Raw genomic sequence first — 15,004 nt, 5'->3', positions numbered from 1 at the left:
CGACGGCGGACGGCGCGACAGGGCCTGAGACTCATGTGAGACTTCACCGCCGGCGGGCGTTGTTACCTTCGGGGCACGAACCACGAAGGAGGTCACCGTGTCCATCGTCCGAGGCATCAGCCGAGGTGCGGCCGCCGCCCTGATCGGGGCCGTCGCGATCACCGCATCGACCGCGTTACCCGCCCATGCCGCCGTCGACCCGGCGAGCTGCGTCTACAGCTACAACCTCTCCATCCCGCAGATCGCGGCCACGTGCACGAACCCCACCGCCACCGCGTGGTATCTGCGCGTCGACTGTGAGACCCCGCGCGGCACCATCGTCCGCGTCAACGGCACTCTGGTGTACGGCCCCGGAACGGGCACGTCGCTGGCACGGTGCCCCGCCCGCACCGAACTCGGCGCCCACACCATCGTCAACCTGTAACAGGCGGGTTCCGGTGAGGCCCGGCGCCGCCGCCCGGGCCCACCGGCCACCGGACGGCCTCGGCGAGGTGGCGGATGCCGTGGTCCAGGCGCCGGAAATAGGTGGCCCGGCTCAGATGCAGGCGGTGGGCGATGATCTCGTGCCCGGCGCCGCCGCGAAGGTAGTACAGGCGAAGTATCTCCGCGGCCTCCCTGTCGACCGGCGAGTCCGAGGACGCCAGCGACTCCACCCGCCGCCGGACGAAGGTGACGATCGCCTCGGGCGACCCCAGACCCGGAACGGCGAGCAGCGGGCTCGCGGCCAGCATGCGCGGGTCGCCCAGACGGCTGAGCGCGGCGCGAACCGCGTCCACCAGGGCGTCGTCCACGGCGGGCACGACTTCCTGTTCGAGCCGGCGCAGCCACGCGGGCATGTTGCGGGGGGTGAACGTGCGCGAGAAGACGCCGCTCCTGCGACCGCAGCGGAACCGGTCCTCGCGGGTCTCCCCCAGGTGGCTCAGGCCCAGGCGCGCCGACAGTTGCTGGTAGGGCGGCCACGGCGTGGAGACGACCACCGTGCCGGCCGCCATGGCGGCGGTCAGGATGTGCCGGAGCATGACGGCGTGCGCCGCCGGACGCCGGTGGGCGGTGACCATCATGCCAAGGACGACGCCGCCGGAGCCGTCATCCCGCCGCGCGCCGGCCAGCGGCGAGGCGTACTGCTGGAGCAGCGCCTCCAGCACCGGCGCGGCCCCGTCGCCGACGCGCGTCATGTTGGCCATGCCCAGCGGCCGGTCCTCGCCGTCGACGACGAGGTCGAACCGGCTCGCGGGAGCGGACATCCACAGGTCGAGCATCCGGTCGGCGCGACGACGGTCCAGCGACTCCATGTCGGCCCACTGGCGGGTCAGCCGCACGATGTCGTCCTCGTCCGCCGTCGTCGCCGCCCTGACGCGCAACGCGCCCGGCACGGCCGGGAAGAAGGTGCGGTGGACCTGCGGGTGGGCGGACATGCGCAGGACCTGGTCGGCCAGCTTGGCGCGCAGGACGGGGTCATGGGTGCCGGCGATCTGGCGACGGCGGTACGCGGACCCCTTCACGAGCAGCCTGTGCGAGGTGACCGGATGCCGCCACCGGTACGCCAGCTCGAAGATCGTGCGGAAGGGTTCCGCCACCACCAGTCCGTGCGCGTCCGGCCGGACGACGCTCAACGCGCCGAGCCGGTCGAACTCGCCGGGCGTCCCCCGGACGAGCGCGGCGAGCAGGTCGGCGTCCGCGCCGCCCACGGCCGCCACGACGGGCAGCGCGCCGGGCACCGGGCCGGCGACCTCGACGGCGAGCCTGCCGAGCAGCTCCCTCGCGGCGGCGTCGGCGAGCCACCCCAGCACGTCGCTCCCCGTCTCGTCCGCGGGGCCCGCGACTCCTGCCGGCGCGCCGGCCGCCGTTCCCGCCGCCAGGGCCCGCATGAGGCGGTCGGCGATGAGCGGGATGCCGCCGGAGAGATCGGCGACCAGGTCACGCCGGGCAGGGTCGCGCAGGCCGCGCGACCGCGCCAGGCGCCGTACCGCCGCCCGGCTCCACGGGTCGAGCGGCACGGTCTCGACCCGCCGGCCGGACCAGCCGGGCCGTGAGGCCAGCGGCCTGCGGCCGACGACCACGACGCACGTGCCCGGCGCCACGCGCGCGAGCAGTTCGCCGACCGTCTCGGCGTGCTCGTCGCGGTCCACGCCGTCGACCACCAGCAGGCCGCCGGCCGGCGGGACCGCGGGCGCCGGCCCGGCGGCCAGGTCGGCCACCGTGCCGGAGAGCGCCGAGACCAGCCGGCTCTTGCCCACGCCGACCGGGCCGCAGAGGTTGACGACGGTGACCGGTCCGCCGGGGCGGGCACTTCGCGCGTGAGCGCTCAGCCGCCGGCGGGCGTCGGTGTAGGCGACCACCGGCAAACGGTAACAACTACGGCGTCACGCAGGAATCGTCCGCGCGCCGCGACCTGGTGGCCTCACCCGGACATCTCGTCGTCGGCGGCCACCAGGGCGCCGCTGAACTGGGCCGAGTACAGCCGGTGGTAGGCGCCCCGGGCGGCGAGCAGCTCGTCGTGGGTGCCGTGCTCGACGATGCTGCCGTCCTCCATCACCAGGATCAGATCGGCGTCGCGGATGGTGGACAGCCGGTGGGCGATGACGAAGCTGGTGCGGTCGCTGCGCAGCGCCGCCATCGCGTGCTGCACCAGCACCTCCGTGCGGGTGTCCACCGAGCTGGTGGCCTCGTCGAGGATGAGCAGGGAAGGGTCGGCCAGGAAGGCGCGGGCGATGGTCAGCAACTGCTTCTCGCCCGCGCTGACGTTGTTGCCCTCCTCGTCGATCACGGTGTCGTAGCCGTCGGGCAGGGTGCGCACGAACCGGTCGACGTAGGTGGCCCGCGCGGCGGCGTGGATCTGCTCGTCGGTGGCCCGCGGGTCGCCATAGGCGATGTTGTCGCGGATGGTGCCGCCGAACAGCCAGGTGTCCTGGAGCACCATGCCTATCTGCCCGCGCAGGTCGTCCCTGCGCATCGCGGTGATGTCGACGCCGTCCAGGGTGATGCGGCCCGCGTCCAGCTCGTAGAAGCGCATGATGAGGTTGACCAGGGTGGTCTTCCCCGCACCGGTCGGCCCGACGATCGCGATGGTGTGCCCCGGTTCGGCCACCAGCGACAGGTCCTCGATGAGCGGCTGGTCAGGGTTGTAGCGGAAGGACACGTGCTCGAACTCCACGCGGCCGCGCCGGTCGGCGGGTGCCGGCGCGCCGGCGGCGTCCGGGGTCTGCTCCTCGGCGTCCAGCAGCTCGAACACCCGCTCGGCCGACGCCACCCCCGACTGCAGCAGGTTCGCCATCGACGCGACCTGGGTCAGCGGCTGGGTGAACTGCCGGGAGTACTGGATGAACGCCTGGACGTCGCCCAGGCTCAGCGCCCCGGTGGCGACGCGGACGGCGCCGACGACGGCGATGGCGACGTAGTTGAGGTTCCCGATGAACATCATCGTCGGCATGATGACGCCGGAGATGAACTGGGCGCCGAAGCTCGCCTTGAACAGGTCCTCGTTGCGCTCGCGGAACACCTCTTCGACCTCCGGCCCGCGGCCGAAGACCTTCACCAGCTCGTGCCCGGTGAACGCCTCCTCGATGTGGGCGTTCAGGGTGCCGGTGTGGGCCCACTGGGCGACGAACTGCTTCTGCGAGCGCTTGGCGACCAGCCCGGTGACGACCATCGACACCGGGATGGTCACCAGGGCGATCAACGCGAGCAGCGGCGAGATGACGAACATCATCGCCAGCACGCCGATGACCGTGAGCAGCGAGGTGAGCAGCTGGCTGAGAGTCTGCTGGAGCGTCTGCGACACGTTGTCGATGTCGTTGGTGACCCGGCTGAGCAGCTCGCCGCGCGGCTGGCCGTCGAAGAAGCTCAGCGGCAGCCGGTTCAGCTTGTCCTCGACGTCCGACCGCAGCCGGAAGATGGTGCGCTGTGTCGCGTCGTTGAGCAGGTAGTTCTGCAGCCAGCTGAAGACCGACGCCGCGACGTACAGCCCGAGAGCCCAGCTCAGGACCGTGGCGAGGGCGGCGAAGTCGATGCCGTGGCCGGGGATGAGGTCCATGCGGGCGAGCATGTCGGCCAGGTTGCCGTTGCCGGACGCGCGGACGCCCTCGACCGCCTGTTCCTTGGTCGACCCGGCGGGCAGCTGCCTGCCGACCACGCCGCTGAAGATGATGTCGGTCGCGCGGCCGAGGATCTTCGGGCCGATGACGGCGAACACGACGCTGATGACGGCGAGGGCGATCACCGCCAGGATCCTCGGGCGCTCGGGGTCCAGCCGCCGGATCAGCCGCCGGGCGGACGGCCCGAAGTCCATCGACTTCTCCGCGGGCATCCCGCCGCCCCCGAAGGGCCCCCGCCCGAACGGGCCGCCTCCCGCGGGCGGACGGACGGGCGCCGCGAGCGTCTTGGCGGCCTTGGACGACGCCGCCGGAGCGCCCGGCGCGCCCTGTCCGGTGCCGGCGGTGGACGGAGCGCCCACGCCGCCCTCCCGGTGGTCGGCTGGAACCCGGCTCATACTGCGCTCCCCGCGGTCACCTGGGACTCGACGATCTCGACATACGTCGGACAGGAGTCCAGCAGTTCGTCATGAGTGCCGATGCCGACGATCACGCCGTCGTCCAGGACGATGATCTGGTCGGCGTCGGCGATGGTGGAGACCCGCTGGCCGACGATGACCACGGTGGCCTCCGCCGTGTGCGGGCGCAGAGCGGCGCGCAGCCGGGCGTCGGTGGCGAGGTCCAGGGCCGAGAACGAGTCGTCGAACAGGTAGATCTCGGGCTTGCTGACCAGCGCTCTGGCGATCGACAGCCGCTGGCGCTGCCCGCCGGACACGTTGGTGCCGCCCTGCGAGATCGGCGCCTCCAGGCCCTCGGGCATCGCCTCGACGAAGTCGCGCGCCTGGGCGACCTCCAGGGCCTCCCACAGCTCCTCGTCGGTGGCGTTCGGATTGCCGTACCGCAGGTTGCTCGCGACCGTCCCGGTGAACAGGTACGGCTTCTGCGGCACCAGGCCGATGCGCGTCCAGAGCATCTGGGGGTCCAGGTCGCGGACGTCGACGCCGTCGACGGTCACGGTGCCGGAGGTGGCGTCGAACAGCCGGGGCACCAGCGACACCAGCGTCGTCTTGCCCGCTCCGGTGCTGCCGATGATCGCGGTGGTCTGGCCGGCGCCGGCCCGGAAGGAGATGCCGGACAGCACCGGCGCCGCCGCGCCCGGGTAGCGGAACTCGACGTCGCGCATCTCCAGCTCACCGCGCGTCCGCACCTCGCGCACCGGGCTGCCGGGCGGGCGCACCGACGACTCGGTGTCCAGCACCTCGCCGATGCGCTCGGCGCAGACGGCCGCCCGCGGGATCATGATCGAGATGAAGGTGGCCATCATCATCGACATGAGGATCTGCATCAGGTACATGAGGAACGCGGTCAGGGCGCCGACCTGGATCTCGCCGCCGTCCACCCTGGCCGCGCCGAACCACAGCACCGCGACGCTCGACGCGTTGAGGACCAGCATCACGACGGGGAAGATCAGCGCGGTCAGCCGCCCGACGCGCAGCGCGGTTCCGGTCAGCGCCTCGTTCGCGTCGGCGAACCGGCGGGTCTCCTCCCGTTCGCGTACGAACGCCCGCACGACGCGGATGCCGGTCAGCTGCTCGCGCAGCACGCGGTTCACCTCGTCGATGCGGGTCTGCATCGCGCGGAACTGCGGGACCATGCGGTACACGATGAGGCCGATCGACACCAGCAGCACCGGAACGCAGACCAGCATCAGCCAGGACAGGCCGATGTCCTGCCGCAGCGCCATGATGATGCCGCCGACGCCCATGATGGGCGCGGCGACGAGCATCGTGCAGGTCATCACCACGAGCATCTGGACCTGCTGCACGTCGTTGGTGCTGCGCGTGATGAGCGACGGCGCGCCGAACTGGGCGACCTCTCGCGTGGAGAACCCCACCACCCGGTGGAAGACCCCCGCCCGCACGTCGCGCCCGAACCCGGCCGCCACCTTGGCCCCGTAGTACACCGCGGCGATCGAACACGCGATCTGCACCAGCGACACCGTCAGCATCCAGCCGCCGATGCCGAGGATGTAACCGGTGTCCCCGGTGGCGACCCCCTTGTCGATGATGTCGGCGTTCAGGCTCGGCAGGTACAGCGACGCGATCGTCCCCACGAGCTGGAAGAACACCACGGCCACCAGCTCGGCCGAGTACGGCCGCAGGTGGACGCGCAACAACCGGCTCAACATGCCCGCGCCCCACGAAGCACGGTGCAACACATCGTCGAAATCACGCGGGTCACGCTATAGGAGGAGCTGACGTGTTCTCCTCCGGTTATTCGCCTGGCGAAACCGCCCACGGAGATGGGACGCGGTCCTGCGCACCGGGCTGGGACCTTCGGCTACGCACCTGTCGCGGAACGCCAACGGCCAGGCGGGCGGTCGGACCGGGCCTCGCCCGCGGCGCACGATCCAAGACGGACGGCGCGTGTCGCCGTTCCGCTCGGAAGGAGCCGACGCGAACCACCCTGCACCCGACCTCCGGCTGGTCGGCCACCTGGCCCCGGACGGGCATGCGCACGCCTGGCCTCAGACCGCAGGATATCCCCCGTGGGCGGAGTGCCCGGCCGCTGTTTCTGTTCTTCCGATCACCTGCGTACGTACAGATCGCCGTACAGGAACCATAGGTCGGCGAGCTTGCGCAGCGTTTCATGGCATACGTAGGCGTTCCAGTCACCCTCCTGAATTCCGGCCCGTCCAGCCTGTTCGCATCCGGCGTTGCCACCGAAGAAGGTGGCCTCGAATTCGTATCCCGGAGGCGGCGTCCATGCCACAACGGTGGCGGCCCGGCCAGAAGAGGGCGACGTCGAATCCGTTGCCGCGGAGAGAGCGGCCGGAGTGGACGCCGTCATGACCGCCGCGAAGGCGACCGCGACGACCAGCGAGGATCTCCGAATGGAAGACATGGGCGAACTCCTATCGTCTTGTTGTACGGCCGGCCGCCACCTGCTTACTAAAGCAGATGACAACATCTCCCCTTAACACGACCGAATGAGTAACACCAGGACTTTCCCCATCACTCCCCCTGGCACATCGCGGATGCGCGTGGTCGTGAGGCGCGAATGCGCACGGCCGCTTCATCCCCGATTTCATGCCGGCCATTACCCCGTTACTGATAGAGATGCTCCATCACCCCGCCCATGAAGTCAACCCCGGACGATTTCACTCCGAAATCACTCAACGGGCGATCGAAGCGCTGGTCAGCGCGAAGAGTGATACGGCAAGTCAATGACGAGCCGACATAGAGTGATTGCCGTCCCTCGCATCGGAAGGGTCACACCATCGAACGCATTCGTCCTGCTCGGACGAGGATCGCCACGCATAGAGTCGCCACTGTGCGCGGCATCTCCGGCCCGCTCTTCATTCGATCGTTATCAGGAAGGATGGCGTGTCAGATTTCGTGCCGCCGTGGAGACGGCTCCGTATCCCGAAGTCATCCGCGGCGCCCGCCGGGGTCAGGCCGTGTGACAGAAAGGCGATCCGCCGACCTCATCCTCTTCTGCGTCGTCACTTATGGCGCATCCTGGCTCGTCGCCTTACCGCTCTGGTCAGGGCACGGCCTCGGGTCTCCGCAGTTCGGGTCGCCGGCGGGCATCATGATGTTCACTCCCGCGCTCGGCGTGGCGGCCGTGCGGCTGAGACACCGGACCAGCAAACGCGACCGGGCCGTCCAGACCGGTCCGACCTTCGGGTCTCACAGAGGTCGGACGGTGATCCTCACGGCCGCGGCCTGGATCGGCACTCCCCTGTTGGCGGCTCCGGCGTGGTCGACACCGCGGCGAACCCTCGTCGTGACCTCCGTCGAGCGACCCGTCCACTTCGCAGCGTTTTCTTGTAAATAGTGGGGTTTTGTCCAGAGATCATGCCTGCCTTGGTGCACAAGGAGCGTCCCGGCATGTCCCCGCGGGTACGACTTCGAGGTGTACGAACCGGCGTGGACGGTCCGGCAGCGCCGCGTCCACCCCGTGCCGAGGCGGAACGCCGCGTGAGGCGGCCGCGCCCCGGCGCCGGCTTCAGCGACACGCCGATCGGGGGAGCATATGAACGCCCGAGAGCTCATGAGCTGGAAGACCGGGGCCGTCGTCCTCGGCACCGTCGCCGTTCTCGTCGTGCCGGTCGGAGGCGCGATGGCCGCGGCGGGCCCGAGGACCGAGGACGTCCAGTCCTCGACGCGCGCCAGCCTGACCAACGCCATGAAGGGCGAGGCGATGGCCTACGCCAAGTACCGCGCCTACGCCGCCCAGGCCGCACGCGAGAACCTCCCAGAGGTGAAGGCGATGTACGAGCGCACCGCCGACACCGAGTACAAGGAGCACTTCACCGAGCAGGCCGACCTGCTCGGGATGGTCGGCGACAACGCGGCCAACCTGCGCGAAGCCATCAACGGGGAGACCTACGAGGCGACCCGGATGTACAAGGACTTCGCCGACCAGGCCGAGGCGGCCGGCGAGACCGGCGCGGCCGAGCTCTTCACCGAGATCAGCGGCGACGAGGCCCGGCACCGGGACGACTTCGCCCAGGCGCTGAAGGCCATCACCGACCCGTCCTCGGGCGCCACCATCCCCTCCGGCCTGACCGCCAAGCCCGCGAGCGTCAGGGCCGGGGAGTCGCGGGTGTCGTCGGAGCAGACGCTGCGCAACCTGCGCACCGCGATGCAGGGAGAGGCGTTCGCCGGGCTGAAGTACGACATGTACGCCGAGCGCGCCCGGGAGACCGGCGTGCCCAAGCTGGCCGACCTGTTCAACAGCGCGGCGCGGACCGAACTCACCGAGCACTTCGCCGAACAGGCGCAACTCGCCGGCGTGGTCCGCGACACCAGGACCAACCTGGCCGAAACGATCGCCGGCGAAACCCAAGAAGGTACCGAGATGTACCCCGGCTATGCCCGGCAGGCCACCGCGTCCGGCGACACCGAGGCCGCCGAGCTGCTGGCCGACACCGCAGGCGACGAACTGAAGCACGCCGCCGCCTTCACCACGGCCCTGACCGACCTCGGCAGGTGACGCACCGGCGCCACCGTACGACCCGATCGCTTCCCGTCGCCACGACCGGCACGAGGGCGGGAAGCGATCGCGGGGCGGCCGACATGGCGCCGGCCGCGGAACGCACCTCCGCCGGACGCGAAGCGCCGTAACTTACGCTAGCGTAGGTTATGGCCAGGTAGTCGACGGGGGGAATTTCTCGTGCGTGAGTTCAACGACACCGAGTTGCTGTTCGAGCTGGAGCCGGTGGTGGCCGGCGAGCTGGACCGGCATCTGAAGGTGGCGAAAGAGTGGTTCCCGCACGAGTACATCCCGTGGTCGCGCGGCCGCGACTACGACGGCGTCTTCGGCGGCGACGCGTGGTCCGAGACCGACTCGGCGATCCCCGAGGAGGCGCGGGTCTCCCTCATCGTCAACCTGCTGACCGAGGACAACCTGCCGAGCTACCACCACGAGATCGCCACGACGTTCGGCCGGGACGCCGCCTGGGGCACCTGGGTGCACCGGTGGACGGCCGAGGAGGGCCGGCACGGCGTCGCCATCCGCGACTACCTGACGGTGACGCGCGCGGTCGACCCGGTCGCGCTCGAACGGGCCCGCATGACGCACATGGGCGAAGGGTTCACCAACTCCTACGAGGGTGTGCTGCACTCGCTGGCGTACGTCTCCTTCCAGGAGCTCGCCACCCGCATCTCGCACCGCAACACCGGCAAGGCCTCGCAGGATCCCGACTGCGAGCGGCTGCTCGCCCGCATCGCCGCCGACGAGAACCTCCACATGCTCTTCTACCGCAACCTGCTCGACGCGGCCTTCAAGCTCGCGCCGAGCCAGACCATGCGCGCCGTCACCGACGTGGTGACCACCTTCCAGATGCCCGGCACGGGCATCGAGGGCTTCACCCGCAAGGCGATGACCATCGCCAACGCCGGCATCTACGACCTGCGCCTGCATTTGGACGACGTCCTGATGCCCGTCCTGCGCCAGTGGTCGGTCTTCGACCGCACCGGCCTGGACGCCGGGGGCGAGAAGGCCCGCGAGGAGCTCGCCGACTTCCTCGCCCGGCTGGAGGTCTCCGCCTCCCGCTTCGTCGACCGCCGCGAAGCCCGCCGCGCCCGCGACGCCACCGCCGCGGCGAACCAGGCGTAGTCCGGCGGGCCCCCGCCCTGCGTCCGAACGCGAGGACGCCGGCCGGACGGCGGAGGACGAGGAGGCCGGTCTGGTCGAGCACCCCCGGCCTCCGCTCCAGCGGTGCCTAGCCCCAGGGGTCCTCGGCCTTGGTGAGTTCCAGGCTCGCCTGCCACAGACGCCGCCGGGCCGCGCTGTCGTACGCCTGGGGGTGAGCGCGTGCTACGCGGGTGCGGTCGTAGAAGCGTCCGGTGGTGCCGGCGAGTGCCGGATCGGCGACGAGCCGGTGGGTGGCGGTCACGCCGAGTTCCAGCGTGTCGATGCTGTGTCCCCTCTCGGAGAGGACGATCTTGGTGGGCATGTAGGTCGCGGGGTGCAGGCTGTTGACCGTGACCTCGTCGGCGGGCAGGCGTGCGGCGAGTTCGAAGCCGGACATGATCTGGGACAGCTTGCTCTGACCGTAGGCTCGGCCGCCGACGTAGTCGCGCTCCACCATCAGGTCATCGAAGTCGAGCGGGTACTGGCCGATGGAGGCGACATTGACGATGCGGGCCGGCGCCGACGCGCGCAGCAGCGGCAGGAGTTCGAGGGTGAGCAGGAAGCCGGCGAGGTAGTTGACGGCGAAGCGCAGCTCGTAGCCGTCGGCGCTGGTGCGGCGGGTGCGGCCGTCCGGTTGCCCCGAGCCGATGCCGGCGTTGTTCACCAGGACGTCGAGCCGGCCCACCGATGCGCGAATCTCGGCGGCCATGCGGCGGACCTGGTCGAGGTCGGCGAAATCCGCGGTCACGGTCCGCGGCCTGGGTAAGCCGCGGGCCGCGAACTCGGCTGCGATGCGGTCGAGTTTGGCCTGGTCGCGACCGTGCATGATCAGGTCGGAGCCCTCGGCCGCCAGGCGTTCGGCCAGGGCCAGGCCGAGGCCGTCGGTGGCGCCGGTGATGAGGATGGCGCGTGAAAGGGTCATTGCTGGTCTCCCAGGTCGATCGCTGTGTGATCAGAAGATGTGCGCCCTGCTCCACTGCGGCCATGAACCCCTTGACGAGGTCGTCGCCCACGGGTCGGCGCGTGGCCGGGAGGCGATACCACAAGGTCGAACACGATGTCCATGACGGTGAACGCGGCAGGGCAGGGCGGTCATCGGCAGAGGAACCCTCGTCGTCGTCAGGCTCGCATGACGGACCTCGCCAACCGGTTCGAACGCCGCGACCATGGAGGCTAGCGTAATGCGATACATGACGGTTCGAAATGACACGGCCCACGGAGATCGAACTCGACCCTGCGCTCTGGGCTGAAAGTTTCACCTTGACACGACCGCCACTCCGCCCTGACCTGTCGTGACAGGCGGCCGATCGGCCGGGGGCCGGACCGGCGTTGGACCGGGCCTCGCCCGCGGCGCACGATCGAAGGTGGACGGCGCGTGTCGCCGTTCCGCTCGGGGGAGCCGATGCGATGGCCGGTCGCGAGCGCGTCCGACGGGAGCGCTCCGAATGCGACGGCCGGTGGCGCGCCGGCATCGCCCGCGCGTCCGGCGGCACCGGCTTCCGGCCCTGCGCCCAGGGGGCGGGTCCGTCCGAGGTCCTGTCCGCTCGACGAGAGGCTCCTCATGCCCTTTCCCCGTCCTCGTGGGACCGCGTCGCGCCGGCCTCTGGTCGCGGGCTGCGCGGCCGCCGTCCTGGCGACCGCCACGGCCGCCCTGCTCGGCGCCGGCCTGACGCCCGCCTCCGGCGCCGCCGCGGGCCTGCCGCCCGCCGCGCGACCGATGGCGGCCGCGGGGCCGATGGCCGCCGCGGGCGCCGCTCACGACCCGGCGCGGGCCGGTGCGGCCGCCGCCGACACCACCCCGCCCAGCGAACCCCTAGGGCTCACCCCCCGGACCGTCTACCGCAACGGGGTCGCGGGCCTCACCTGGGCGCAGTCGACCGACGACGTCGGGGTCACCGGGTACGACATCTACGCCTGGTCGTACAGCTCCCCGGCCGAGGTCTCCTTCAGCCGCGTCCAGGCGGACTTCAGCCACACGCCCACCCAGGTCAGCGCCGACGTGAAGTACCTCATGCCCGGCCGCGCCTACGTGTTCTACGTCGTGGCCCTCGACGCCGCCGGCAACAGGAGCGTGCCGAGCCTCCTCGCCATGAACAGGGCCATGTCGGAGCCGCCGTTCCCGAGCCCGTCCCCCAGTCCGTCGTGGCCGCCCATGCCCTGGGACCTGCGCGTCTACGCCGGTCCCGCCCCCGACTACGCGGGGATGCAGTGGGCGACCAGCGGTTCCACGACCACGATCCACTGGCCCGTGTTCCGCCGCTCCTCCTCGGAATGGAGCCTCGGGGACGACAGCCCGCTTCCGCGCACCATGGTGAGAATCGGCGGCGAGGCGTCCTACACGTTCCAGGTGGTGGCGCGGGACGACGACGGCAACCTGAGCAACCCGTCCAACGCCGCCACCTACCTCAACCCTTCGCCGTCACCCTCCCCGACCCTCTCACCGACTCCCTCAGTGACTCCCTCCGTGACCCCTTCGGCCACTGCGAACTGCGCGGTCGCCTACACGGCGAAGAGCTGGGCGACCGGCTTCACCGCCGACCTCACGGTCAGGAACACCGGCGGCACGCCGATCGAGGGATGGCGGCTGGCGTTCGCCTTCCCCCTCACCACCCAGCATCTGACCTCGGGCTGGTCGGCCACCTGGACCCAGACGGGCACGGCCGTCTCCGCCGTCAACACCGCCTGGAACAAGACCATCAAACCCGGCCAGTCCCTACGGATCGGCTTCAACGGCACCCACTCCGGCGGCAACCCCGCCCCAACCGCCTTCACCCTGAACGGCGCCGCCTGCACCAAGGACGGGTAGGCACAGCGCGGGTGTCCAGCCGCGCGAGGTGCCCGGCGAAGGCCGGGCGTCCCCGGCGGCCGGCCACGCGCCCACCGTCCCGCGCGTGCACGGGACGGTGGGCGGTGGCCTCGGCGGGTTCGTTCACATCAGGTTCGCAGCGGTGTTCGTACGGTCGCTCGCATGAACAAGTCTTGTGGCGCGTTGCTGACGGCCGCCGTGGTGGCTCTGTGCGCGGCGTGTGACGCCCAGGGGGGCGCGGCGGAACGCGAACCGGCCGCGCCGGCGGCGGTCGCGACGCGCGCCGCCGGGTCCCAGTGCGACGGCAGGCTCGGCGACGGTTTCGACGCGTGGGCGAAGGCCGGTTTCAGCGGCTCGATCGCCGTATCGACGGACGGGACGTTCGGCTGTCTCGCCGGCTACGGGCTGGCCGACAAGGCCGCCGGCACGGCGATCACCCCGAGTACGGTGTTCAGCATCGGGTCGGTCACCAAGGCGTTCACCGCCGCCACGGTGTTCGGCCTGGTCGACGCCGGAAAGCTGTCGCTCGGCGACCGGGCGGGCGAGATCCTCCCTGAGCTGACGGGGCCGGTGGCCAAGGCGACCGTCCGGCAACTGCTCCTGCACACCAGCGGCCTCAACGGATCGCACGGCTCGGACTACAAGCCGCTCAGCCGCCGCGCCGCGCTGACGGCGATCGACCGGCTGACGCCGGCCTTCCGGCCGGGCGCCGGATACCTGTACTCCAACGCCGGGTACACGCTGCTGGCGCTCATCATCGACAAGGTGTCGGGGACCGGCTACCGCGAGCACACCACGGCGACGACCCTGCGGCTTCCCGGCGGCGCCGTCGCCGGCGGGTTCTGGAACGGCGAGCCCGCGGCGCCGGGGCCGCGCGCCACCGGGTACCTCGACGACGGCGAGCCCGGCCAGATGGGCGACTTCGCCGGGCCGCACTGGGCGCTCGACGGCAACGGCGGCCTCGCGATGACGACGCGGGACCTCGCGTCGTGGACGTACGCGCTGTTCACCGGCCGCATCGTGTCCCCGGCGTCGGTGAAGGCCATCAGCCGCCCCGGGTACGACCAGGGCGACGGGACCTCGGAGACGCCCGGATGGGTGCGTTACGGCAAGTCGAAGTTCGGCACGCCGTTCCTCGTCACGGCGGGCGGCGGGGGCGACGTCGGGCACAACGCCGTCGTCGCGTGGCTCCCCGAACGGCGGCAGGTCATCGCGATGGCGTCGAACACCCCCAAGGTGACCGCCGAGCGGCTGCTGGAAGCCGTGGGGCCCGCCCTGATCTCCGGCGATCCGCTGCCGGCTCCTCCCGAGCAGGCCGGGGACGGCGACGCGGCCCGCGCCGCCGCCATCGCCGGAACCTACCGGCTGGACTCGGGAGGTTCGTTCGAGGTGACCGCGACCGGCGGCCGGACCGCGATCTCCGCGAACGGCGCGGACGCCGTCGCGGCGCTGTTCCCGCCGCGGCGCGTGCCCGCCGCCGAGCTGCGCGCGAACGAGCAGCGCGTGCTGGCGCTGCTCGGCGGGCAGACCCAGGAGGGCCGCGAGGAACGCGCGGGCTTCGAGCGGTCGTTCGGCCCCATCAGCGGGTTCACGCTCGAAGGAACGGCCGTCATCGGCGGCGACGTGCGCACCTACGTCGCCATCACCGCGCGGAACAAGGTGGTCATCGGCTGGTACTCGCTGAACGAGGAGGGCGGCATCGGGGCGGCCGAGGTTCCGTCCGAGCCGCCGAAGCTGCCGCTCGTCGCGTCCGGCGACGGCGGCTACCGTCCGGACGACCCGACCGGCACCGGCCCCGACGTGACCCTGCAGTTCACGGCGGGCGGCCTCACCATCTCCGGACCGGCGGGCACCACGACCGCCCGGCCGGCCAAGGACGCGAACACCCCGCCGGCCGGGGACACGAGCGGGCCCATCCTGGAGACGGACACCCCACAGGCCGGGGACCCGGACGGCCCTACCTTTGAGACGGACACCCCGCAGGCCGGGGACACGCGCGTCCGGCCGGACGGGCGGGACTGAG

At 71.3% G+C, this 15,004-nt stretch carries 10 protein-coding genes; 5 read left to right on the top strand and 5 right to left on the bottom strand.

The window, feature by feature from the left end:
• The first annotated feature begins 97 nt into the window (after positions 1-97).
• Positions 98-424: a hypothetical protein gene (locus tag ACZ6QO_RS05440; protein WP_465847903.1), complete on the top strand. Its 327-nt coding sequence runs from the start codon at positions 98-100 to the stop codon at positions 422-424.
• Here ACZ6QO_RS05440 and ACZ6QO_RS05435 read toward each other — a convergent pair.
• The 4 genes from ACZ6QO_RS05435 to ACZ6QO_RS05420 all read right to left on the bottom strand — a co-directional run bounded on the left by ACZ6QO_RS05435 (position 414) and on the right by ACZ6QO_RS05420 (position 6,935).
• On the bottom strand, positions 414-2,339 hold the full coding sequence (locus tag ACZ6QO_RS05435) for a hypothetical protein (RefSeq protein WP_465847901.1): 1,926 nt from the start codon (positions 2,337-2,339) through the stop codon (positions 414-416). The genes ACZ6QO_RS05440 and ACZ6QO_RS05435 overlap by 11 nt on opposite strands.
• A 62-nt stretch (positions 2,340-2,401) precedes the next feature.
• Positions 2,402-4,489: an ABC transporter ATP-binding protein gene (locus ACZ6QO_RS05430; protein ID WP_465847899.1), complete on the bottom strand. Its 2,088-nt coding sequence runs from the start codon at positions 4,487-4,489 to the stop codon at positions 2,402-2,404.
• Positions 4,486-6,219 (bottom strand): ABC transporter ATP-binding protein, encoded by a 1,734-nt coding sequence (locus ACZ6QO_RS05425; protein WP_465847898.1) that lies wholly within the window; start codon positions 6,217-6,219, stop codon positions 4,486-4,488. Before ACZ6QO_RS05425 ends, ACZ6QO_RS05430 begins: the two co-directional genes overlap by 4 nt.
• Before the next feature lie 398 nt (positions 6,220-6,617).
• Entirely contained in the window at positions 6,618-6,935 is a 318-nt protein-coding gene (locus ACZ6QO_RS05420; RefSeq protein ID WP_465847896.1) for a hypothetical protein, read from the bottom strand.
• Between the two features lie 1,134 nt (positions 6,936-8,069).
• On the opposite strand from ACZ6QO_RS05420, the gene ACZ6QO_RS05415 reads away from it, so the two are divergent.
• Together ACZ6QO_RS05415 and ACZ6QO_RS05410 are read left to right on the top strand one after the other, a co-directional pair.
• A complete protein-coding gene (locus tag ACZ6QO_RS05415) occupies positions 8,070-9,032 on the top strand; it encodes a ferritin family protein (RefSeq protein WP_465847895.1) in 963 nt (320 codons plus the stop codon).
• Positions 9,033-9,212: 180 nt separating this feature from the next.
• Positions 9,213-10,157: an acyl-ACP desaturase gene (locus ACZ6QO_RS05410; protein ID WP_465847893.1), complete on the top strand. Its 945-nt coding sequence runs from the start codon at positions 9,213-9,215 to the stop codon at positions 10,155-10,157.
• A gap of 106 nt (positions 10,158-10,263) precedes the next feature.
• Here ACZ6QO_RS05410 and ACZ6QO_RS05405 read toward each other — a convergent pair whose 3' ends face one another.
• The gene (locus tag ACZ6QO_RS05405) at positions 10,264-11,097 is read right to left on the bottom strand and encodes an SDR family NAD(P)-dependent oxidoreductase (protein ID WP_465847892.1); all 834 of its coding nucleotides are present in this window, start codon (positions 11,095-11,097) and stop codon (positions 10,264-10,266) included.
• 639 nt (positions 11,098-11,736) lie between these two features.
• Here ACZ6QO_RS05405 and ACZ6QO_RS05400 point away from each other — a divergent pair.
• Both ACZ6QO_RS05400 and ACZ6QO_RS05395 read left to right on the top strand, forming a co-directional pair.
• The gene (locus ACZ6QO_RS05400) at positions 11,737-12,981 is read left to right on the top strand and encodes a cellulose binding domain-containing protein (protein ID WP_465847890.1); all 1,245 of its coding nucleotides are present in this window, start codon (positions 11,737-11,739) and stop codon (positions 12,979-12,981) included.
• A 162-nt stretch (positions 12,982-13,143) separates the two neighbouring features.
• Entirely contained in the window at positions 13,144-15,003 is a 1,860-nt protein-coding gene (locus ACZ6QO_RS05395; RefSeq protein ID WP_465847888.1) for a serine hydrolase domain-containing protein, read from the top strand.
• Position 15,004 lies beyond the last annotated feature (1 nt).

This window comes from Sphaerisporangium sp. NPDC049457, assembly GCF_055586705.1.
The sequence above is the reverse complement of the archived record's forward strand: the minus strand, read 5'-3'. Positions and strand labels throughout refer to the sequence as shown.

Bases quoted from the DNA above. Each gene is read 5' to 3' on its own strand.
- ACZ6QO_RS05430 (WP_465847899.1), bottom strand. From the start codon at position 4,489: ATGAGCCGGGTTCCAGCCGACCACCGGGAGGGCGGCGTGGGCGCTCCG.
- ACZ6QO_RS05425 (WP_465847898.1), bottom strand. From the start codon at position 6,219: ATGTTGAGCCGGTTGTTGCGCGTCCACCTGCGGCCGTACTCGGCCGAG.
- ACZ6QO_RS05420 (WP_465847896.1), bottom strand. From the start codon at position 6,935: ATGTCTTCCATTCGGAGATCCTCGCTGGTCGTCGCGGTCGCCTTCGCG.
- ACZ6QO_RS05415 (WP_465847895.1), top strand. From the start codon at position 8,070: ATGAACGCCCGAGAGCTCATGAGCTGGAAGACCGGGGCCGTCGTCCTC.
- ACZ6QO_RS05405 (WP_465847892.1), bottom strand. From the start codon at position 11,097: ATGACCCTTTCACGCGCCATCCTCATCACCGGCGCCACCGACGGCCTC.
- ACZ6QO_RS05400 (WP_465847890.1), top strand. From the start codon at position 11,737: ATGCCCTTTCCCCGTCCTCGTGGGACCGCGTCGCGCCGGCCTCTGGTC.
- ACZ6QO_RS05395 (WP_465847888.1), top strand. From the start codon at position 13,144: ATGAACAAGTCTTGTGGCGCGTTGCTGACGGCCGCCGTGGTGGCTCTG.